The organism is Promicromonospora vindobonensis (genome assembly GCF_042685865.1).
Taxonomy (GTDB): Bacteria; Actinomycetota; Actinomycetes; order Actinomycetales; family Cellulomonadaceae; genus Promicromonospora; species Promicromonospora vindobonensis.
The window spans coordinates 948,690-968,945 of sequence record NZ_JBHUOG010000002.1; the positions used below are offsets into that span (position 1 = coordinate 948,690).

Below are 20,256 nucleotides of genomic sequence, written 5' to 3' on the forward strand. Positions count from 1 at the left end.
CGGACGACGCACGTGTCCTGGGAGGGTTGAGGTCAGCATGAAGAACATCGGGTTCCTGTCGTTCGGCCACTGGACGCCGCATCCGCAGTCGGGTACGCGCTCGGCGTCCGACGCCCTGCTGCAGTCGATCGACCTGGCCGTGGCGGCCGAGGAGCTGGGCGCCGACGGCGCCTACTTCCGCGTGCACCACTTCGCGCGCCAGCTCGCCTCCCCGTTCCCGCTCCTCGCGGCGATCGGTGCCCGCACCAGCCGCATCGAGATCGGCACGGGCGTCATCGACATGCGCTACGAGAACCCCCTCTACATGGCGGAGGACGCCGGGGCGGCGGACCTCATCTCGGGCGGGCGGCTGCAGCTCGGCATCAGCCGTGGGTCACCCGAGCAGGTGATCGAGGGGTACCGCCACTTCGGGCACGAGCCGTCCGGCCCGGGCGGCGGGTCGGACGCCGACATGGCCCGCGAGCACACGGCTCGCTTCCTGGAGGTCCTCGAGGGTGAGGGGTTCGCGGAGCCGAACCCGCGACCGATGTTTCCCAACCCGCCGGGCCTGCTGCGGATCGAGCCGCACTCCGAGGGGTTGCGCCGGCGGATCTGGTGGGGCGCCGGCTCCCGCGCCACCGCGGAGTGGACCGCGGCGCAGGGGATGAACCTGATGTCGTCCACGCTGCTGACCGAGGACACCGGGGTGCCGTTCCACCGGCTGCAGGCGGAGCAGATCCAGCGGTTCCGCGACGCCTGGGCCGAGGCGGGGCACGGGCACGAGCCGCGGGTCTCCGTCAGCCGCAGCATCTTCCCGATCACCGACCAGCGCGACCGGCAGTACTTCGGCATGGAGGTCTACAGCGAGGACCAGGTGGGCCGCCTCGACACCGGCCCGGCCCGGTTCGGCAAGACGTACGCGGGCGAGCCCGACGAGCTCGTCGAGGACCTGCGCGCCGACGAGGCCGTGCAGGCCGCCGACACGCTCCTGCTGACCGTGCCCAACCAGCTCGGCGTCGACTACAACGCGCACGTCATCGAGAACGTCCTGCGGCACGTGGCACCGGCCCTCGGCTGGAGGTGATCCCGGTGTGATCCCGGTGTGAGCGCGAGCGGCGGCCACCGATGGAACACTTGCGGGCAGGGAGGACACCCACAGTCATGGACAGTGCCGAGATCCTGGCGCTGCTGGCGCGAGGGCGTTCGACAGGCCAGGAAGCAAGGCCCCTTGCGGCCCGGCTGTGCGACGCGTGCGCGGAGATCCTTGGTGCCGAGGCGGGCATGCTGACCCTCACCTCGGCCGCCGAGCGCCTCACGGTGCGCACCGCTGAGTTCGCCGGGTCCGCCGTCGCCCAGGTCGAGGACCTCCAGGTCGTGCTCGGGGAAGGCCCTGCGGAGCTCGCGTTCGCCGAGGGCCGCACCGTCGTCGTCCACCTGGACGGCCACGACGCGGACGCCGCCGCGTTTCCCATGTTCGCGACCATGGCGGCCGCCATCGACGGACCGCTGAGCGTGTACGCAGTGCCGATGCGGCCCAGCGGCCGCGTCGTCGGCATCCTGACGCTCTACCTCAGCGGCGGACAGCTGGCGCGACCCATCGAGGAGGCGGAGTTCCTCGCCGACGCCGCGGGCGCCGCCCTCCTCGGCGACCCCGACACCGCCGACATCGGCTCCCAGCCGGCGTGGCCGCAGCAGGCGCTCGTGCACCAGGCCACAGGGGTCGTCGTCGCGCAGCTCGGGATCGCGCCCACCGACGCGCTGGCCGTCCTGCGCGCACACGCCTTCGCGCGCGCCTCGACCCTGGAGTCCGTCGTCGACGACGTCCTCGCGAGCCGGCTGGTCTTCTCCTCCGACGGCGCCGAGAACGACAACGACGGCATCGTCTCCGAACAGCACCCACGAACCGAGGAGCCATGACACCGCGCACCCCCGCCGACACCCTCGCGCTGACCACGTCCGCGCTGCTGCGCGACCACGACGTGACAGACCTGCTCTACCGCATCGTGCGCGACTGCGCCCGGTTCACCGGCTCCGCCGCGGCCGGGCTCCTGGTCAGCGCCCCGGACGGTGCCCTGGAGCTCCTGAGCGCGACCTCGCACGCCGCCGTCGAGCTCGAGCTCTACCAGGCCCAGGAGCACGAGGGTCCGTGCGTCGAGCTGCTCGGCTCCGGAGAGGCCGTGGAGGCAGTCGGCGCCGACACCATCCTGGACCGGTGGCCGACGGTCGGCCCTGCGATCGTCCGAGCGGGCTTCAACGCCGTGCACGCCTACCCCGTGAGCTGGCGCGACGGCGTCCTGGGCGGCATCAACCTGTTCCGCCACGACGAGCGCGCCGACGACACCGACGTGGCGGCCACCGCCCGGTCCTTCGCGGACATGGCAGCGCTCGTGCTGCTCCAGCCCGAACGCCTGGAGCAGCACGACGTCGCCGACCGCCTCGAGCGCGCCCTCGCGGGCCGGGTGGTCGTCGAACAGGCCAAGGGCGTGCTGGCCCACCAGCTCGCCGTCGACATGGAGGCCGCGTACGCAGCCCTCGTGGACCGGGCAGCCCAGGACGGCAAACCCCTGTCCGCCACAGCCCGCACCGTGGTCGAGCAGGCCTACCGGCGCTAGGCCAGCGCGGCCACCCGCCGCCTGGCCAGCTCCCGCACCTGCCGGAACGCGTCGCACCGAGCCATCAGGTACACGCCCGACCACGGGCCACGCGGACCACCGTCCGCCACCGCGAACGCCGGCCGCTGCGCCGTCCACCGCGACCAGTGCCGCACGAACTGCTCCGGCCGCACCACCCGGCCACGATCCAGCTGCCCGTCGAGCGCCTCGGCCAGGGACACGTCCACCGCCACCAGCACCGGGTCCCACCCCCGTGACCGCGCCAGCAGCCCGAGGGCCTCCCGCCGACGCCCACGGGTCGCCGTGTCGTGCACCAGCAGCGGGACGTCCGACCCAGGCCCACGCAAGATGCGCCACAGCGTCACGACGGCGTGCACCGTGTGCACCGCCCACCGGTAGGCGCCGTACGGCACCCAGGACGGCACCCGCCCTGCGATCCGACGCCGGTACCGGTCCGGATCGAGCACCACCCCACCAGGGACGTCGTCAGCGATCCGGGCCAGGAGCGTGCTCTTGCCCGCACCAGGGACCCCGCCCACCACGATCATCAACGGGCCGGGAGCCCCATCGGGCGAGTCGGGCACACGGTCGGGCTCCGCATCAGGCACGCCATCGGGCACAGCAACGTCGCGGACGGTGCGCGGCCTGCGCCGCAGAACGGGTGTTGTCACATGGTCCTCCATTCGTAGGGGGCCGGGTGAGCAGCATCGCGCGAGCCGATCCAGAGTTCCCGGGAACACCCTGAGAGGGTGCTGAACCGGCACACGGACCGAAACGAGCCACGACGACGGGCACAGGGCACCAGCCCCCGGCTCACAACGTCGGACAGATACTCATTCCACCCTTTTGAACGGAAGAAACAGTCACATTTGTTCCCACACCAGCACACCGGTCTCCGCAGGTCGGAGCACCGATCACCCTCCACGCACGCTCCGAACGCCAGCACCACGCAGCCCGCGTCGACCGCGACCACCACCAGATCCCATCCCCGCGCTCGCGCGAACAGGCCCTGGGTCTCCCGACGGCGCTCGCGGGTGGCGGTGTCGTGCACCACCAGCCGCAGGTTCACCCGGGGCCACCCCTCCACGTCAGAGCGTCCGGCGCTAACCTCGACGAAGGACCGAGGGGAAGGCAAGCCCTGATGCGACGGTGGATCACCGGCGTCCTGGCGACAGCGATCGTAGTGGCCGGGGCACCCCTTCAAGCACAGGCTGCGCCTGGCGACCCTGCACCGGCCTGGCCGCTCCAGCGGTCCGACGGCGCCTGGTCGGTCGCGGTGGCACAGTCCGGGCGTGTGTTCACGCTCGCGCATCCCGCTCCGGACGTTCCCGGCAGCATCAGCCTGAACACTTCCTACAACGGCACCTGGCCCACCCCGACACAGCTTCCCGAGGTCGGCGGCGTGGTCCGCGCCGGCTTCGGGCCGTACGGGATCGTGGTCTCCTGGAGCGAATGGAACGACGGCTCACACCTTGTGTCACGTGAGTTCATCAACGGGCAGTGGACCGAGCCCGAGCGCATCGGCGAGTTCCTCAACACGACAAGCCTCGACACCAACACCGACGGCGACGCCGTGATCGTGTGGCGGTCACCGGACGGGTTCATGGCCGGCGTCCACCCCCGGGGCGGCTCGTGGTCGACGCTCCCCGTGACCGTCGCACCCCAGAACGCCCCGCTCTCTGCCGCGATCAACGAATCCGGCAAGGTCGCCCTCGTCTGGAGCGAAGGGACGAACGGTACCTCGCGCACGGTCAGACGTTCCGTGCTCCGGCCCGGCGCGACCACCTGGACCAGCCCGCAGACCCTCGGCACCATCTCGTCCCACGACGGCTCACCACGGATCGTGACCGACGGGCACGGACGCGAGACCATCGTGGCGGGCGGAAAGCTCTGGCGTCAGCGGACCACCAACTCCACCCCGGCGTACGCCTTCACCGTCGGGCAGTACGCCGAGATCGCAGCCGGCACCGACGACACCCGCGTCATCTGGCCGTACGAGAACGGCCGCTATCTCTCCGTCCGCACGAGACAGTTCAGGGAGCGGGACGCCACCGAGTCCTGGGGCCCGACCACGACGGCCTGGGCGAAGAGCTTCCCGGCCACGGTGCCCGCCGAGTGCCGCCAGCAAGTGAACACCGGCCTCGGTATCACACCCGGTGGACGCTCCTACGTGGCGCTCGGTGTTGTCGCGGACGCAGGCAGCACCCTCTGCGCGAACAACAAGGCGCGGCTGGTGACGCTCGACCGGAAGAGCACACCCCTCAACGACGTCGCCGTCGGGGGCTACTTCAACGGCTCCGGCTTTGGCGTCGCCGTCAATGCCCGCGGCCCCGTGGCCGTCGACTATCAGGGCGACGGAGCCGACAACGGCTGGGGCGACACCAACAGCCTGAAGTTCTTCACCCGCTGAACCACCGTCCGACGTGGGAACATCACAGACGTGACCAGCAATGCCGCGGACAGCGCGGCCGGCAGAGCAGCCAAGGCAGCAGAGCAGGAGCGCCTGCGCGACCTGGCGCGGCTGCGGCGCGTCCGCGACCTGATCGACCGGGAGTACACGCAGCCGCTGGACGTCGAGATGCTCGCTCGCGGCGCGAACATGTCGGCGGGGCACCTCAGCCGCCAGTTCCGGCTCGCGTACGGCGAGTCGCCGTACGCCTATCTGATGACGCGGCGTATCGAGCGTGCGATGGCGTTGCTACGCGGGGGCGACCTGAGCGTGACCGAGGTGTGCTTCGCGGTCGGCTGCTCGTCGCTGGGCACGTTCAGCACCCGCTTCACCGAGCTCGTCGGCGTGCCACCGAGCGTCTACCGGAGCGATCCGATGCTGGCAGCCGGGTCGATCGACACCACGGGGATTCCCGCGTGCATCGCGAAGCAGGTGACCAGGCCCGTGCGCATCACGCCCAGCAGGACGGCGGCGAATGCGGCGACGCGGTGACGGCCCGCCGATCGAACGGAGACGCGGTCGGGGGCTCGAGCAGGAAGTTGGTCAGGAATCGAGAAGCGCACAACCCGGGCGGGATCTAGCGTGGCTGCCATGGGCACAGACACCGGCATCACCATCCACCAGACATTCCTTCCGCACACCGACCCGGAGGCCTCGCTGGCCTTCTACCGCGACGCCCTCGGCTTCGAGGTCCTCCTCGACGTGGGCCAGGGCACCATGCGCTGGATCACCGTGGGTCCAGCCGGTCAGCCCGGCACCTCGATCGTCCTGACCCCGCCGGCCGCCGACCCGGGGATCACTGAGGAGGAGCGCCGGACCATCACCGAGATGATCGCCAAGGGCACCTTCGCCGCCGTCATCCTGGGTACCAAGGACCTGGACGGTACGTTCGAGCGGGTGCAGGCCAGCGGCGCGGAGGTCATGCAGGAGCCGGTCGACCAACCGTACGGTTTCCGCGACTGCGCCTTCCGCGACCCTGCGGGAAACACTGTCCGCATCAAGCAGCTCTGAGTCCCAGGCCATGTGCATCCCAGGATTGACGGCGTCCGTGTACGCGACCGGGACGCTTCGCCCCGACCACGTGCCGGCCGGTCCCGGTGAGCCGGCCGTCCCGGCGGCTGCCCCTCAGCCGTTCGCCGTGCCCGCCGCGGCTGCCGCCCCGCCGGCGTCGGCCCGCTGACCGCGCGTGCACGCTGCCGCCCTCCTCGAACGAGAGCAGAAGATGGAACTTCGATCCGCCCCTAGTGTGACGGTCATGGAACAGCACCCGGCCGACAGCCACGACCTGATCCGCGTCCAGGGTGCGCGGGAGAACAACCTCAAGGACATCAGCCTCGAGATTCCCAAGCGCCGGCTCACGGTGTTCACGGGGGTCTCGGGCTCGGGCAAGAGCTCGCTGGTGTTCGCGACGGTCGCCGCGGAGTCGCAGCGGATGATCAACGAGACGTACAGCGCGTTCGTGCAGGGCTTCATGCCGTCGCTGGACCGGCCGGAGGTGGACCGGCTGGACGGGCTGACCACGGCGATCGTCGTCGACCAGGAGCGGCTGGGTGCCAACCCGCGCTCGACGCTCGGCACCGTGACCGACACCAACGCGCTGCTGCGGATCCTGTTCAGCCGTCTCGCGCAGCCGCAGATCGGGCCGCCCATCGCGTTCTCGTTCAACGTGCCGGCGCGCAAGGCGAGCGGGGTGATGACGTCGGCGACGGGCGAGAAGACCATCGTCCGCGAGCAGGTGTACCACGGCGGCATGTGCCCGGCGTGCGAGGGGCGCGGTCAGGTCTCGGACCTCGACCTCGGCCAGTTCTTCGACGACTCGCTGTCGCTCAACGGTGGCGCGATCAAGATCCCTGGGTACACCCCCGGGGGCTGGATGGTGGGCAGCTACAGCGAGTCGGGGTTCCTGGACCCGGACAAGCCGATCCGCGAGTACACCGACACGGAGCGGCAGGACTTCCTGTACAAGGAGCCCACCAAGATCAAGGCCAAGGGCATCAACATCACGTACGAGGGCCTGGTCCCCAAGGTGCGCAAGTCGATGCTCAGCAAGGACGTCGACTCGCTCCAGCCGCACATCCGGGCGTTCGTCGAGCAGGCGGTCACGTTCGTGACCTGCCCGGAGTGCGCCGGCACGCGGCTGGCGGAGGCGGCCCGGTCGGCCAGGATCGACGGGGTCAGCATCGCCGACGCGTGCGCGATGCAGATCAGCGATCTGGCGGCGTGGGTCCGCAAGCTGGCCGCGTCGGACGCCGCGGCGTCGGCCGGCCCGCTGCTGACCAACCTGCTGCACCAGCTGGAGAAGTTCGTGGAGATCGGCCTGGGCTACCTGTCGCTGGACCGGCCGTCGGGCACGTTGTCCGGGGGAGAGGCGCAGCGCACCAAGCTGATCCGGCACCTTGGCTCGGCTCTGACGGACGTCACGTACGTCTTCGACGAGCCGACGATCGGTCTGCACCCGCACGACATCCAGCGGATGAACAACCTGCTGGTCGAGCTGCGGGACAAGGGCAACACGGTGCTGGTGGTGGAGCACAAGCCGGAGGCGATCGCGATCGCCGACCACGTGGTCGACCTGGGTCCGGGGGCCGGGTCCGCTGGCGGCACCGTGCAGTTCGAGGGCACCGTCGACCAGCTGCGCACCAGCGACACCCTGACCGGGCGCCACCTCGGGTATCGCGCACGGCTCAAGGACGCGGTGCGGTCCGCGTCGGGGACGCTGGCGATCCGCGGGGCGAGCACGCACAACCTGCGCGACGTCGACGTCGACGTGCCGCTCGGGGTGCTGACCGTCGTCACGGGCGTGGCCGGCTCGGGCAAGAGCTCGCTCATCCACGGCTCGCTCCCGCACGGCGCCGGCGTCGTCACCGTCGACCAGGGCGCGATCAAGGGGTCGCGGCGGTCCAACCCGGCCACGTACACGGGCCTGCTCGACCCGATCCGCAAGGCGTTCGCCAAGGCCAACGGGGTCAAGCCGGCGCTGTTCAGCGCCAACTCGGAGGGCGCGTGCCCGACGTGCAAGGGCGCCGGCGTCATCTACACGGAGCTCGGGTTCATGGACACCGTCTCGACCACGTGCGAGGACTGCGGCGGCAAGCGGTTCGACGCCTCGGCGCTCGTGTACACGCTGGGGGAGACGGGTGCTGGTGCGGGCGACGGCAAGGACATCAGCGAGGTGCTCGCGATGCCGGTGGCGGAGGCCGCGGCGTTCTTCGCCAAGGACGGGCCGGCACCGGTCCCCGCCGCGTACCGGATCCTGCAGCGCCTGGCCGACGTCGGGCTCGGCTATCTCGGGATCGGGCAGCCGCTGACCACCCTGTCGGGTGGGGAGCGGCAGCGCCTCAAGCTGGCGGTGGAGATGGCGCGCGAGGGGGGCGTGTACGTGCTGGACGAGCCGACGACCGGTCTGCACCTGGCCGACGTGGCGAACCTGCTCGGCCTGCTGGACCGCCTCGTCGAGTCGGGCAAGTCGGTCATCGTGATCGAGCACCACCAGGCGGTCATGGCGCACGCGGACTGGATCATCGACCTCGGTCCTGGGGCGGGCCACGACGGCGGCACGGTCGTCTTCGAGGGCACGCCCGCCGATCTGGTGGCCCGCACCCGGTCGGGGCAACCCACGCTGACGGGGGAGCACCTGGCGCAGTACGTGGGGGAGTAGCCGCGGTACCGGGCCGGGCGGTCAGCGCCCGGCCCGCACCAGGCCCGACTCGTACGCGCAGACCACGAGCTGTGTACGGTCGCGCAGATCCAGCTTGTTCAGGATGCGTGAGACGTGCGTCTTGACGGTCTGCTCGGCGAGGTGCAGCTCGCCGGCGATCTCGGCGTTCGACCGCCCTGCCGCGACCAGCTTCATGACGTCGAGCTCACGGTCGGTCAGCGCGGACAGCGTGGCGTCCGGCGAGACGGGCAAGGTCGGGCGTGCCGCGTAGTCCGCGATGAGGGCCCGGGTGATCTTCGGCGACAGGAGGGCCTCGCCCGCGGCCACCACGCGGACCGCCTGGGTCAGCTCCTCGGGCGGCGAGTCCTTCAGCAGGAACCCGCTCGCGCCGACACGCAGCGCGGTGAACACGTACTCGTCGGCGTCGAACGTGGTCAGCATGATCACCTTCGGCGGGGTGCCGGGCATCCCGATGATCGTGCGGGCCGCGTCCAACCCGTTCACCTTCGGCATGCGGATGTCCATCAGCACGACGTCGGGCCGGGTACGGCGCACGACCTCGGAAATTCCCGCGCCGTCGTCGGCCGTGCCGACTACCGTGATTCCTTCGTGCGCATCCAGGAGCGCTGCGAAGCCAGCACGGATCATCGACTGGTCGTCGACGATGAGCACCCGGATCGCGTTCTCGGCGACATCGAGGGCTGGCTGCATGGGAACAAACTATCGGACCAACCCCAGGTATCACGCCGGTTAGCCCTCAGGGGTGACGCGGCGCACGTGCCCGACCGCCTAACCTGCAGAGAATGGACCACCCACATGTCGCTCCGCCGGTGCCGCGTGACGCTGCCGCACCCGGCCACGGTGAGCGCCGCTGGCGAAGGCTGCCCCGTGTGCTGCGCTCCCTGACCCGGCTCGACGTCCCCACGGTCTCGATCGCCCGGCGCGAGGTCGTCTGGATGTGGAGCGTCGTCTCCATCGCAGCGGTAGCGCTCGTCGCCGTCGGGTGGCCGCTGACCGCTGCCGGGTACGGCACCCACCCGGCAGCGGCGATGGGATGGACCCTCGTGCACTGCGCCGCGCCGATCCTCGCCGTGCGCTGGCCCTGGGCCGGACTGCCCGCATCGATCGTCGGCGCCCTCGCGCTCATGGTGGTCACCGCCGACGCCGCCCCCGACTGGCCCTGGCCGTGGCCGGTCACCGTGCTGCTCTCGCACTGCCTCACCGTGTTCGTCCTCGCCCTGCGGCACGCGTGGTACTGGGCGGCGTCCCTCTGGTCGGCAGGCGCGATGCTGACCGTCCTCGTCCCCGCCGCGCTCCTCGACGGCCCGCGCGAGACCGCCTTCGCCAACGGCGTCGTCCTCGTCTCCCTCAGCGGCGTCGTCGCCCTGGTGGGCGTCATCGTCCGGCTGTGGATCCTCAGCGTGGTCCGCATGGAGCAGGCGGAACGACTCACCGCCGCCGAGGCGGGCCGCCGCCGCGAGCTCGAGGAGCGCAACCGCATCGCCAGAGAGCTGCACGACGTCGTCGCGCACAGCATGTCCGTCATCACCGTCCAGGCCTCCACCGCGCGCTACCGCCAACCCGGCCTCGACGAGGCGATCCAGCAGGAGTTCGAGGAGATCGCCGCCTCGTCCCGCCGCGCACTGAGCGAGATGCGCGGACTGCTCGGCATCCTGCGTGGCCACGACACCGCACCCACCGCACCCCTGCCCGGCCTGTCCGACGTCGCGGGGCTCATCGAGTCCACCCGCGCCTCCGGCGTCGAGATCGCCTACGCGGGCACCGACGCCGAGGTACCGGACGCCGTCGGCCTCACCGCGTTCCGCGTCGTCCAGGAGGCCCTGAGCAACGCCCTGCGGCACGCCCCAGGGTCCGCTATCACCGTCACCATCACCGACGACGGGAACGACCTACGGGTCCGCGTCACCAACTCGCCCCCCGAGCGCAACGACGAGCCCACACCGGGCGCCCAGCTCGGCCTGGCCGGCACCCGCGAACGCGCCGCAGCCCTCGGCGGGAGCGTCACCGCTGGACGGACGAGGGACGGCGGCTTCGAGCTCACCGCGACCCTGCCCGTCGCCGACAGCGACCACCCACTACTCACGTAGGGGGTGAGGTTGGCTCCAGCGGGGGACGCGCGAAGTACCACCTGGTTCCTAGGTTGACGCCTATGACGACCACGATCGCCGCACCGCCGCTCCCGGCCCCGCCGGCACGCCAGCCCCGGTCAGCCCGCAACAAGCAGACGAACGACTACTTCGACCTCGTCGAACGCGCCAACGCCGCAGGCCTGATGGGCCGCCGCGTCGGCTGGTACGTCCGTCGCACCGTCGTGCTCACCGCGAGCCTGGCGCTCGCGTTCGTCCTGCTGCTCACCCTCGGCAACACCTGGTGGCAGCTCGCGGTGGCAGCGTTGTTCGGTGTCGTCCTGACCCAGTTCGCCTTCCTCGCCCACGACGGCGGGCACCAGCAGGTCTTCGCGGCCAGCCGGCACAACGAGTGGTTCGCCCGCATCATCGGCAACCTGGTGGTCGGCCTCAGCATCGGCTGGTGGAACCGCAAGCACAACAGGCACCACGGCAACCCCAACGTGATCGGCAAGGACGGCGACATCGCCACCGGAGCGCTCGTGTTCGTACCGGGCGACGAGGTCGGGCGTACCGGGTTCCTGGGCTGGGTCACCCGGCGCCAGGGCTGGCTGTTCTTCCCGATGCTGGCGCTGTTCGGCCCGGTGCTGCACTACAACTCCGTCCAGACCCTCGCCACGATGCCGCAGGTCAAGCAGCGCGGGGCGGAGAGCGCACTCCTGGCCGTCCGGCTCATCGGGTTCCCTGCCCTCGTCTTCCTCACGCTCGGCCCCGCCCTCGGCGCCGCGTTCATGGTCGTGCAGCTCGCCGTCTTCGGGGTGTACATGGGCGCCACCTTCGCGCCGAACCACAAGGGGATGCCGCTGCTCCCCAAGGACACCTCCATCGACTTCCTGCGCCGACAGGTCCTCACCTCGCGCAACATCCGTGGCGGACGGTTCGTCGAGTGGGCCATGGGTGGCCTGAACTACCAGGTCGAGCACCACGTCTTCCCGCGGATGCCCAGCGTGAACCTGCGCCACGTCCGCCCGCTCGTGCGGGACTTCTGCGCCGAGCGCGACATCCCGTACACCGAGACCGGCCTGTTCGAGTCCTACGGCATCATCGTCGACTACCTCAACCGCGTCGGGCTCGGCCACGCCAACCCGATGGACTGCCCCGTGGCCGCGCAGTACCGGTAGCCGGTTCGTGGCCGGTTCGTGGCCGGTCAGGCGGTGGGCCGCAGGGCGTCCGCGACGGACACAGGAGTCCGTCCGGTCAGCCGGAGCACCTCGTCGGAGACGCTGCTCCACCGGTCCTGGCGGACGGACGCGAACATCGTCGAGTACGCGTACGTCCACCACGGGTCCTCACCGGCCCTGGCCAGCTCCTCGACCTGCACGTGGGCCGGTATGTCGCGGTAGCTGACCGGGATCCCCGCGACCCCGGTCAGCACCTCCGCGACAGCGTCGAACGTCAAGGCGGCCGGCCCCGTCAGGTCGTGGTGCCCACCGCTCGGCGGCAGCAGCGCCAGGGCCGCCAGGCACCGCCCCACGTCAGCCCGGGACACGAGAGCGACCCGCCCGCTGCCACCCGGCACCCGCAGCACGCCGGACACCACGGCCGGACGCAGGAACGCCGCGACGAACTCGGTGAACAACGACGCCCGGGCGAACGAGAAACCGCACCCGCTGCGCCTGAGCAGACCCTCCGTCCACCCGTTGGTGAAGGCGTAGCAGAACGGCGAACCAGGGTCGGCATCCACACCGCTCAGGTACACGACGTGCCCCACCCCGCCCTCGACGGCCGCCCGCACGACGTTGGCATGGTGCACCATCATGCGCGCCGCCTCACCGTCGCTCGAGACGAACACCAGCACGTCGACGCCCCGCAACGCCGACACCAGCGACGCCGCGTCGTCGTAGTCGGCACGCACCGGCACCACGACACCAGAGCCCCACGCCACAGGACCCACCGCCGCCCGCACCGCGTCCGGACGACGGGCGAGCGCCACGACCTCGCGCACGCCCCCCGCCACACGCCCCACTGTGGGAGACGCCATGGCAGACGTCGTCAGGCCGCCGCCCGCGAGAACGCTGACGACCTGACTGCCGAGCGTGCCGGTCGAACCGGTGACCGCGATCCTCACGGCCGTCAGGCTACCGGCCGGGTGCCACGGGGGAGCGGCCTCCAGCCCCGGGACGCCGACGGTCCCGCTGCCCGCGGGTCTGTGACGGCTTCGGTGATCGTCGCGGCACCCGGCCGTGGCGCGCGGCCCTATGCAGGCCCCGCGATCCCGTCGAGCAGTGCGAGCTCCTCGTCGGTCAGGCGAAGCGCGCCGGCGGCGACGTTCTCCTCCAGGTGCGCCGGGCTACCTGTCCCGGGGATCGCGAGGACGTGCGAGCCGCGGTGCAGGGTCCAGGCCAGCCGGACCTGGGCGGGGGTGGCACCGTGCGCTGCGGCGACGGCGGCGACCTCCGCCTGACCGGTCTCGTCGGCGCCGCCCCGCGGTGAGGCACCCGGAACGGCCGCCCCGACCGCGAAGAACGGCACGAACGCGATCCCGTGCTCACCGCACAGGGCGAGCACGGCGTCGTCGTCCCTGCTGGTCAGGCCGTACTGGTTCTGCACGCACACCACCGGTGCGATGGCCATCGCCTCGGTCAGCTGCTCCGACAGGACGTTGGAGACGCCGAGGTTGCGGATCAGGCCCGCCTCGCGCAGCTCCGCGAGCGCCCCGAAGTGCTCGGCCACCGACTCGGGTGCACGCCCCTCGCCGGCCATCCGGGTGCCCCAGCGCAGGTTCACGACGTCGAGGTGGTCCCGGCCCAGTTGACGGATGTTCTCCTCGACCTGGCCACGGAGCTGCTCGGGCCGTGCCATCTCCTCGAAGTCGCCGTTCCGGACCCGGGACGGCCCGACCTTCGTGGTGATCGTCAGGTCGTCCCCGTACGGCTGCAGAGCGGTGCTGATCAGCTCGTTCGCCGAGCGCACGGGCGTGAAGTAGAACGCGGCGGTGTCGATGTGGTCCACGCCGAGCTCGACCGCGCGCCGCAGCACGGCGATCGAGCCGTCGCGACCCCGGGGCGTCGTGTCCCAGGGCATGCCCACGAGCCGCATCGCACCGAGACCGATGCGGTTGACCGTCCGGTCACCGAGCTGCCAGGTGCCGGCCGCCGCCGCGTCCGGAGAGGTTGTTGTCGTGGTGCTGGTCATCGTGGTGCTGGTCGTCGTCAGGTTCGTCGTCATGCAGCCACCATCACGCCGGCCCCGGCCGATCCCACGACGATGGCAGGTTGTTGCCGAGCCTGGCACGACGACGCCACGGCAGGCAGACTCGGAGCCATGCAGACGGGTGAGGTCGTCACGATCGTGCGCGACGAGCAGGAGCTGGTCGCGCGGACGATGCACCTGTTCGCCTCCGCCTCCGACGTCGCGTGCGCCGCCAACGACCTCTTCACGTGGGCGGGCGCACGGATGACGGACGAGCACAGCGCCATGTACCGCCGACGGCGACCGGACGACGTCCGCATCCGCAAGGTCTACCGATCCGGAACCCTGCTCGACCCGGTGGCCGCGCAGGCCCTCGCCAGGGCCCGCGACCAGCACGGCGCACAGATCCGCATCACCAGCGGAGAGATCAACGAGACGATAGTGCTCGACCAGCGGCTCGTCATCCTGGCCGGAGACCTGAGCGCGGGACGGCGCAGCTTCAGCATCATCACCCAGCCCGAAGCAGTACAGGGAGTCATCTCACTGTTCGAGGCCGCCTGGCGCTCAGCCACCGACCTGTCCGTCTACGACACCCAGATCGCCGAGATCCGCCACCTCGCACCCCAGGTCCTCGACCTGCTCGGCCAAGGCATCAAGGACGAGGCCGCCGCCCGCACCCTCGGCCTCGGCGTACGCACGTACCGCCGCCGCGTCGCCGAGCTGATGGACGCCCTCGGCGCCGAGTCACGCTTCCAGGCCGGAGTACGAGCCCGCGAGCTCGGCCTCGTCTGAACGCCGCGGAACCTCCGACGACGGACCGTGTCAGTGACGGGTGCAAGACTCCTGCCGTGAGCGAACGAGCACCCGTCCCGACCGAGACCATCCACCGGATCGCCGCCATCCTCGAACGCCTCCCGGAATGCAACGAGCACGACGCCTGGACCGGCGTCGCCTGGAAGACCCGCGACGCGACAGTGGGCCACGTGTTCGGGGGAGAGGACGGCCTGGTCCGGATCACCTTCCGCGCCGAACCCGACGAGGTCCAGGCCTTCCAGCACCTCGGCCCCCAGTACTTCAAAGCGAGCTGGGGCACCAACGTCGTCGGCATCGTGCTCGACCAGCACACCGACTGGGACGAGCTGACCGAGCTGCTCACCGACTCCTACTGCATCCAGGCACCCCAGCACCTCGCAGCACAGGTACACCGCCCGGCAGCACCACACCACGCTGAGTAGCCTCGACACATGACACACCACGCGACCGCCGAAGCCTGGGTCAACAGCTACGAACGGCTCTGGCGCACCGCCGGGACCGACGGCCTCGCACAGCTCTTCACCCCCGACGCCACCTACCGCACCTCACCCTGGGCACCACCCATCGAAGGGCTGCCGGCGCTCGCGGCGTTCTGGGACGCGGAGCGGGACGGGCCGGACGAGCCCTTCACGATGGACGCAGAGGTCGTCGCCGTGGACGGTTCGACAGCGGTCGTCCGGGTCGGTGTCGAGTACGGCGCCTCCGGTGATCGCTGGCGTGACCTGTGGGTCATCGACCTCGCTGACGACGGTCGCTGCACCGCCTTCGAGGAGTGGCCGTTCGCACCGCGGTCCGACGAGGGGCCCGGCCCGGCGTAACCGGTCGGCGTGACCCGGTGTGAGGGCTCGACTCAGTAGCCTCGCTCGCGCACCGCCGCGGACGTCGGACGGACGCCGGCCCGGATCTGTTCGAGCGCCTCCTCGAGGGCTGCCACGACGTCGGACGGCAGCGTGAGCCCGGAGATGTGGGGCGTGACGGTGACGTCGGCCCGACGCCACAGGGGAGAGGAGGGGCCGAGGGGCTCCTGCTCGGTGACGTCGAGGGTCGCGTGCCGTACCAGGCCGGTGTCGAGCGCGTTCAGCAGCGTGTCCGTGCGGAGGGCCGACCCGCGCCCGATGTTGACCAGGTGCACGCCGTCGAACGTCCGCAGGAGCTGTGGGGTGATCAGGCCGTCGGTCTGCGGGGTGTGGGGGAGGGCGAGCACGACGACGTCGGTGTGCGCCCCGTCGAGTGCCGGTGTGTCGGGTGCCGGCGTGTCGCGGGCAGGAACGAGGGGGAGTACCGCGTCGAAGGCGTCGTCGGGGCGTCCGCTCCTGCTCAGGCCGGTGACCCGGTGGCCGATGCCGGTCAGCGCCCGGGCGATCGCGCGACCCATGGCGCCCGTGCCGATGACGACGGCCCCGTGGCGGTCCGGTGGTGTGGGCGGGTCGCTCGGGTCCCACGTGCCCGACGCGGAGTCGGCGAGGTAGCGGGCTGTCTGCCATCGCTCTGCGAGGACCCAGGCGAGCACGTACTCGGCGATGCGCTGCGGCATCGTCCCGGTCGTACGGGTCAGCAGCGTGTCGCCCGGCAGGACAGGCGCCAGGCGCTCTATACCTGCATAGGGTGAGTGCACCCAGGCGGAGCCGGGCGCCTGGTCGGGACGGGTCGTGATGGCGAGGGTCGCGTCACGGTCGGTGATCTCCAGGCCGTGCGAGCGCGCCCAGCTGACGAGCGCGTCACGCCAGCCCGGTTCGACGTCGTCGCCGAGGCGGACCGTGGGGTGGCTGCGGAGCCTGCGTGCGAGGCGGTGCATCGTGGGTTCGGAAGTCATCAGTGCGATTCTGCCCGGCGCGGTGACCCGTTGGTGCCGGTTCCTGGCGTCCGGCGGCTGGAACGCCCGTTGTGGACAGAACCGATAATGCACATTATGTCATTACGGCGCTGGAGAGGCCCTGAGTTGCGGGTGTGGCGCGCCCGCAACCCTGTGCCCCATCTCCTGCAGCCAGCCCTGCACCTCTGCGTTCCGGGCCGCACCCCCGCGGCTGACCGTGCGTGCCCGGACATTCGCATACCCACCAGCCTGCCAGCCCGCCTGCCAGGTTGGCGGGTTCGGGCCGCCGAGTTCGGTCGCTTGCTGGTCCTGGCCCGTTAGTTCGGTCGGTTGGTATGAGATCGGTCCATTAAGCGACCGATCTCATACCGTCTGACCGAACTCATAGACCAGAACGCCCACCTGACCGAACTCACGGCCGTGCAGCCGCCCAGACGCGCCCGGAGTGCAGTGCCCCCCACTGCAGCACCCACGCCGCGTGCCCGCCTGCCGCGACAACCTCACCCCCACCGCCCCGCTCGTGACGCACCAACAATTCTAAAGCACTGTGTATAGCGCAACACAACGGTTAACCAACATGAAGTAAGGCCAACACGGTAGCAGGTCGGAAATCCTGCGGCCCGTCCCCGGCCCTGCGGCATACGATCCGGAGACATGAACCTCGTAGGAGTCCTCGCTGCTTCCACGAGCACCGCCGTGCTCGTGGAGGGCGAGAGCGACCGGGCAGCGGTGGAGACGCTCGCCGCCCGCCTGGGCCTCCCCCTTGCCGACCTCGGGGTGCAGGTCCTCGCGATGGGCGGGATCACGAACATCGGGCACCACCTCGTCGCGCTCGGCGACGAGAACGTCCGTCTGGGTGGCCTGTACGACGCCGCGGAGGAACGCTTCGTCGTCAAGGGCCTCGACCGGGTGGGGCTGCGTCCGTTCGCCTCCACCACTCCCCTGACCGACCTCGGTTTCTTCTGCTGCGACCGGGACCTCGAGGACGAGCTCATCCGGGCGATCGGCGTCGACGGGTTCCTCGCCCTGATCGATGCCGAGGGAGAGCTGCGCAGCTTCGAACGTCTCCAGGGCCAGCCGGCGCAGCGGGAGCGCACCACCACCCAGCAGCTGCACCGCTTCATCGGCTCGAAGGGCGGCCGCAAGGAGCGCTACGGGCGCCGTCTGGCACAGGTCCTGCCGCTGGACCGGGTGCCGGCTCCGCTCGATGCGCTCCTGCGCTGGGCGGTCTGAGGCGTACGGGCAGTCCCGGGCCGCCTTGAACGCCTGCCGTGGCCGAGCCGCAACCTGCGCGGCTCTACGGGTGCTCGGTAACGCGGCCGGCGGTCAGGCCTGCCGCGGGTCGAGCACGACCATCCCGGCGCGTGCCCCGGTGTCCATGGTCGGCAGGAGCTCCGCCGCCTCCGCGAGCCCGACGACCCGGTCCAGCAGGTCCTGGGGCCGCAGAGTCCCGGAGGCGACCAGGTCGAGCATCTCGGGATAGTCGGCGGCGGCCATGCCGTGGCTGCCCAGCACGTCCAGCTCCCAGGCGATCACCCGGCCCATGGGCACGCGTGGGCCGCCGTCCACCGGCGCGAACAGGCCCACCTGGACGTGACGCCCACGGCGGCGCAGGCTCCCGATCGCGTCGGCGCACGTCTGCTCGCTCCCGACGGCGTCCACCGCGACGTGCGCGCCGCCGTCGGTCACCTGCTGCACGACGACAGGGACGTCGAGGCCGTCAGCGAGCACCGTCCGCTCGGCCCCTGCCCGCCGGGCCACCTCCAGCGCCACCGCGGAGCGGTCGACCGCGACGACGCGTGCCCCGCGAGCCGCGGCGACCATGATCGCGCTGAGCCCGACGCCGCCCGCGCCGATCACCGCCACCCACTCCCCTGCCCGGACCTGTGCGCGTCCGGCCACCGCCCGGTAGGCGGTCGCGAAGCGGCAGCCGAGGCTCGCCGCCGTCTCGAAGGAGACGCCGTCCGGGATGGCGACCAGGTTGGCGTCCGCCGCGTGCAGCACCACGAGCTCTGCGTACGAGCCCCAGTGCGTGAAGCCCGGCTGGGTCTGCTCGGGGCAGACCTGCGCCTGACCGCTGCGGCACCACTGGCAGGTACCGCACCCGCTCACGAACGGCACGGTCACCCGGTCCCCCACCTGCCATCTGGTCACACCGGTGCCGACCTCGGCGATCGTGCCGGCGAGCTCGTGGCCGGGGACGTGCGGCAGGGTCGTGATGTCGGCGTCGTGCCCCGCCCAGGCGTGCCAGTCGCTCAGGCACAGGCCGGTGGCGTGCACCCGCACCACCACTCCCCCGTCGGGGGCGCTCGGATCGGGCACCTCGCGGACGACGGCGGGACCCTGGAACTCGTCGAAGAGGATGGCACGCACCACCGGATTGAATCACGTCCCCGGTGACATCTTCAGTCGCGGCTCAGGCGCAGGGGCACCGGGTCGCCGACCCGCGAGCGCAGTGGGGTCCTGCGCGCGGCCCTGTGTGTGGTGCGGGTGTGGCGACCTGTCGAGAGGTGCGGGTCGCGTCGCAGGTCAGCGGCGCATTCCGGCATATCGGGAGTGTCAGTGGTCCCGCCTAGGGTGACGGACATGGTCGCTCCTCCGCGCCTTGAGCGCATCACCGTCGCCGAAGCCACCCGTCGTTATCTGGCGGCGGTGGAGGTCGAGACGATCCGTGGTGTCCTGTCCCCCGCCACGGCCCGCAGCTACACGCGTGACGTCACCGAGTTCGGCCGGCTGACGGGGCGGGACCGGGTCCTCGACGACGTGACGGGGCCCGACGTCGACAGCGTCCTGGTGCGCTACCAGTCCGCGCCCGACGCCCGGTACACGGACCCGGACCGCAAGCCCGGCCCTGGCCGCAGCACGGCCACCGTCAACCGGTTCCGGCAGTCCGTCACCCGGTTCTTCGCGTACGCCGCCCGCGAGTGCTGGGTACAGGCCGACCCGATGCAGTGGGCCGCCCCGCCGGCCAAGGTGCGCGGCACCCTGCGCACGGCCCGCACTGCGCTGTCGGCGGGTGCAGCACGCAGCCTGCTGACCACGGCGCCGTCGGACACGCCTGCCCGCACCGACCAGGACCTGGCCCTGCGTGACCGGCTGGTCGTCGCGCTCCTGCTCGTCCTCGGGCCGCGGGTCTCTGAGCTCGTCCGCACCGATGTCGACGACGTCGCGCGGGAGCCCGAGCGCACCACGTGGCGGATCCGCGGCAAGGGCGGCAACACCCGCACCGTGACGCTCTCAGCACCTCTCGCCCGTGCCCTCGAGGACTATCTCACCCGCCTGCGTCCCACCCTGGCTGCCAAGCGGCCCCAGGACGCCGACGCGCAACGCGCCCTCCTGCTGTCCTGGCGCGGCCGCCGGATCGACACGCAGGCGATCAGGGCCTTGCTGTCCCGTGCCGTCTCCCGCATGCCGGCGCCCTACCAGCGCGAGGCCACCCCCCACGCGCTGCGGCACACCACCGCCACCCTGCTCGTCGCCGACGGGTGGGACGTCAAGGTCGTCGCAGAGCTGCTCGGCCACGCATCGATCGCCACCACCGGCGTCTACCTCGACCGCATCGAGGGCGAGCTCGCCGCCGCCATCCGCTCACACCCCCTGGGAGCCGCCATCGACTGAGACCGCGTCAAAATCCGATGCCGAATCTCCGATAC

Annotated in this window: 20 protein-coding genes; 14 read left to right on the forward strand and 6 right to left on the reverse strand. The window is 71.3% G+C overall.

Going from position 1 to position 20,256, the window contains the following annotated elements; genetic code table 11:
- The first annotated feature begins 37 nt into the window (after positions 1-37).
- The 3 genes from ACFS27_RS17415 (at position 38) to ACFS27_RS17425 (ending at position 2,591) form a co-directional block, all read left to right on the forward strand.
- Complete coding sequence (locus tag ACFS27_RS17415; protein WP_377185331.1) at positions 38-1,063, forward strand: LLM class flavin-dependent oxidoreductase; 1,026 nt, start codon at positions 38-40, stop codon at positions 1,061-1,063.
- A 77-nt stretch (positions 1,064-1,140) separates the two neighbouring features.
- Positions 1,141-1,896 (forward strand): GAF and ANTAR domain-containing protein, encoded by a 756-nt coding sequence (locus tag ACFS27_RS17420; protein WP_377185333.1) that lies wholly within the window; start codon positions 1,141-1,143, stop codon positions 1,894-1,896.
- The gene (locus ACFS27_RS17425) at positions 1,893-2,591 is read left to right on the forward strand and encodes a GAF and ANTAR domain-containing protein (RefSeq protein WP_377185335.1); all 699 of its coding nucleotides are present in this window, start codon (positions 1,893-1,895) and stop codon (positions 2,589-2,591) included. The genes ACFS27_RS17420 and ACFS27_RS17425 overlap by 4 nt, the downstream gene beginning before the upstream one ends.
- On the opposite strand, the gene ACFS27_RS17430 is transcribed toward ACFS27_RS17425, so the two are convergent.
- The gene (locus ACFS27_RS17430; RefSeq protein ID WP_377185337.1) at positions 2,588-3,262 is read right to left on the reverse strand and encodes an AAA family ATPase; all 675 of its coding nucleotides are present in this window, start codon (positions 3,260-3,262) and stop codon (positions 2,588-2,590) included. The two genes, ACFS27_RS17425 and ACFS27_RS17430, sit on opposite strands and share 4 nt — an antisense overlap.
- 470 nt (positions 3,263-3,732) lie before the next feature.
- On the opposite strand from ACFS27_RS17430, the gene ACFS27_RS17435 reads away from it, so the two are divergent.
- From ACFS27_RS17435 to ACFS27_RS17450, 4 genes are all read left to right on the forward strand, one after another.
- Entirely contained in the window at positions 3,733-5,001 is a 1,269-nt protein-coding gene (locus tag ACFS27_RS17435; protein ID WP_377185339.1) for a hypothetical protein, read from the forward strand.
- A 30-nt stretch (positions 5,002-5,031) separates the two neighbouring features.
- Entirely contained in the window at positions 5,032-5,532 is a 501-nt protein-coding gene (locus tag ACFS27_RS17440; RefSeq protein WP_377185341.1) for a helix-turn-helix transcriptional regulator, read from the forward strand.
- A 99-nt stretch (positions 5,533-5,631) separates the two neighbouring features.
- Complete coding sequence (locus tag ACFS27_RS17445) at positions 5,632-6,051, forward strand: VOC family protein (protein ID WP_377185343.1); 420 nt, start codon at positions 5,632-5,634, stop codon at positions 6,049-6,051.
- Between the two features lie 244 nt (positions 6,052-6,295).
- Positions 6,296-8,698, forward strand: a complete 2,403-nt coding sequence (locus ACFS27_RS17450) for an ATP-binding cassette domain-containing protein (protein WP_377185345.1) — start codon at positions 6,296-6,298, stop codon at positions 8,696-8,698.
- A 21-nt stretch (positions 8,699-8,719) separates the two neighbouring features.
- Here ACFS27_RS17450 and ACFS27_RS17455 read toward each other — a convergent pair whose 3' ends face one another.
- Entirely contained in the window at positions 8,720-9,409 is a 690-nt protein-coding gene (locus ACFS27_RS17455) for a response regulator (protein ID WP_377185347.1), read from the reverse strand.
- Positions 9,410-9,501: 92 nt separating this feature from the next.
- On the opposite strand from ACFS27_RS17455, the gene ACFS27_RS17460 reads away from it, so the two are divergent.
- Complete coding sequence (locus ACFS27_RS17460) at positions 9,502-10,806, forward strand: sensor histidine kinase (RefSeq protein WP_377185349.1); 1,305 nt, start codon at positions 9,502-9,504, stop codon at positions 10,804-10,806.
- 62 nt (positions 10,807-10,868) lie between these two features.
- A complete protein-coding gene (locus ACFS27_RS17465; protein WP_377185352.1) occupies positions 10,869-11,966 on the forward strand; it encodes a fatty acid desaturase family protein in 1,098 nt (365 codons plus the stop codon).
- Between the two features lie 26 nt (positions 11,967-11,992).
- Here ACFS27_RS17465 and ACFS27_RS17470 read toward each other — a convergent pair whose 3' ends face one another.
- Entirely contained in the window at positions 11,993-12,913 is a 921-nt protein-coding gene (locus ACFS27_RS17470; protein WP_377185354.1) for an NmrA family NAD(P)-binding protein, read from the reverse strand.
- Positions 12,914-13,041: 128 nt separating this feature from the next.
- On the reverse strand, positions 13,042-14,013 hold the full coding sequence (locus tag ACFS27_RS17475) for an oxidoreductase (RefSeq protein WP_377185356.1): 972 nt from the start codon (positions 14,011-14,013) through the stop codon (positions 13,042-13,044).
- A 96-nt stretch (positions 14,014-14,109) separates the two neighbouring features.
- Between ACFS27_RS17475 and ACFS27_RS17480 the strand changes: the two genes are divergently transcribed.
- The 3 genes from ACFS27_RS17480 to ACFS27_RS17490 are packed head-to-tail and all read left to right on the forward strand — an operon-like array spanning position 14,110 to position 15,608.
- Entirely contained in the window at positions 14,110-14,769 is a 660-nt protein-coding gene (locus tag ACFS27_RS17480; protein WP_377185358.1) for a DNA-binding response regulator, read from the forward strand.
- Positions 14,770-14,825: 56 nt separating this feature from the next.
- Entirely contained in the window at positions 14,826-15,212 is a 387-nt protein-coding gene (locus ACFS27_RS17485) for an MmcQ/YjbR family DNA-binding protein (protein ID WP_377185360.1), read from the forward strand.
- A gap of 9 nt (positions 15,213-15,221) precedes the next feature.
- Positions 15,222-15,608, forward strand: coding sequence for a nuclear transport factor 2 family protein (locus tag ACFS27_RS17490; protein ID WP_377185362.1), 387 nt, complete (start codon positions 15,222-15,224; stop codon positions 15,606-15,608).
- Positions 15,609-15,640: 32 nt separating this feature from the next.
- Here the strand turns inward: ACFS27_RS17490 and ACFS27_RS17495 are convergent, their stop codons facing one another.
- Positions 15,641-16,603, reverse strand: coding sequence for an NAD(P)-dependent oxidoreductase (locus tag ACFS27_RS17495; protein WP_377185364.1), 963 nt, complete (start codon positions 16,601-16,603; stop codon positions 15,641-15,643).
- 654 nt (positions 16,604-17,257) lie between these two features.
- Here ACFS27_RS17495 and ACFS27_RS17500 point away from each other — a divergent pair.
- Positions 17,258-17,836: a TOPRIM nucleotidyl transferase/hydrolase domain-containing protein gene (locus ACFS27_RS17500; protein WP_377185366.1), complete on the forward strand. Its 579-nt coding sequence runs from the start codon at positions 17,258-17,260 to the stop codon at positions 17,834-17,836.
- Positions 17,837-17,929: 93 nt separating this feature from the next.
- Here the strand turns inward: ACFS27_RS17500 and ACFS27_RS17505 are convergent, their stop codons facing one another.
- Entirely contained in the window at positions 17,930-18,976 is a 1,047-nt protein-coding gene (locus ACFS27_RS17505) for an alcohol dehydrogenase catalytic domain-containing protein (protein ID WP_377185368.1), read from the reverse strand.
- 213 nt (positions 18,977-19,189) lie between these two features.
- Between ACFS27_RS17505 and ACFS27_RS17510 the strand changes: the two genes are divergently transcribed.
- On the forward strand, positions 19,190-20,221 hold the full coding sequence (locus ACFS27_RS17510; RefSeq protein WP_377185370.1) for a tyrosine-type recombinase/integrase: 1,032 nt from the start codon (positions 19,190-19,192) through the stop codon (positions 20,219-20,221).
- Positions 20,222-20,256: the final 35 nt, after the last annotated feature.

Bases quoted from the DNA above. Each gene is read 5' to 3' on its own strand.
- ACFS27_RS17415 (WP_377185331.1), top strand. From the start codon at position 38: ATGAAGAACATCGGGTTCCTGTCGTTCGGCCACTGGACGCCGCATCCG.
- ACFS27_RS17420 (WP_377185333.1), top strand. From the start codon at position 1,141: ATGGACAGTGCCGAGATCCTGGCGCTGCTGGCGCGAGGGCGTTCGACA.
- ACFS27_RS17425 (WP_377185335.1), top strand. From the start codon at position 1,893: ATGACACCGCGCACCCCCGCCGACACCCTCGCGCTGACCACGTCCGCG.
- ACFS27_RS17435 (WP_377185339.1), top strand. From the start codon at position 3,733: ATGCGACGGTGGATCACCGGCGTCCTGGCGACAGCGATCGTAGTGGCC.
- ACFS27_RS17445 (WP_377185343.1), top strand. From the start codon at position 5,632: ATGGGCACAGACACCGGCATCACCATCCACCAGACATTCCTTCCGCAC.
- ACFS27_RS17450 (WP_377185345.1), top strand. From the start codon at position 6,296: ATGGAACAGCACCCGGCCGACAGCCACGACCTGATCCGCGTCCAGGGT.
- ACFS27_RS17455 (WP_377185347.1), bottom strand. From the start codon at position 9,409: ATGCAGCCAGCCCTCGATGTCGCCGAGAACGCGATCCGGGTGCTCATC.
- ACFS27_RS17460 (WP_377185349.1), top strand. From the start codon at position 9,502: ATGGACCACCCACATGTCGCTCCGCCGGTGCCGCGTGACGCTGCCGCA.
- ACFS27_RS17465 (WP_377185352.1), top strand. From the start codon at position 10,869: ATGACGACCACGATCGCCGCACCGCCGCTCCCGGCCCCGCCGGCACGC.
- ACFS27_RS17475 (WP_377185356.1), bottom strand. From the start codon at position 14,013: ATGACGACGAACCTGACGACGACCAGCACCACGATGACCAGCACCACG.
- ACFS27_RS17480 (WP_377185358.1), top strand. From the start codon at position 14,110: ATGCAGACGGGTGAGGTCGTCACGATCGTGCGCGACGAGCAGGAGCTG.
- ACFS27_RS17490 (WP_377185362.1), top strand. From the start codon at position 15,222: ATGACACACCACGCGACCGCCGAAGCCTGGGTCAACAGCTACGAACGG.
- ACFS27_RS17495 (WP_377185364.1), bottom strand. From the start codon at position 16,603: ATGACTTCCGAACCCACGATGCACCGCCTCGCACGCAGGCTCCGCAGC.
- ACFS27_RS17500 (WP_377185366.1), top strand. From the start codon at position 17,258: ATGAACCTCGTAGGAGTCCTCGCTGCTTCCACGAGCACCGCCGTGCTC.
- ACFS27_RS17510 (WP_377185370.1), top strand. From the start codon at position 19,190: ATGGTCGCTCCTCCGCGCCTTGAGCGCATCACCGTCGCCGAAGCCACC.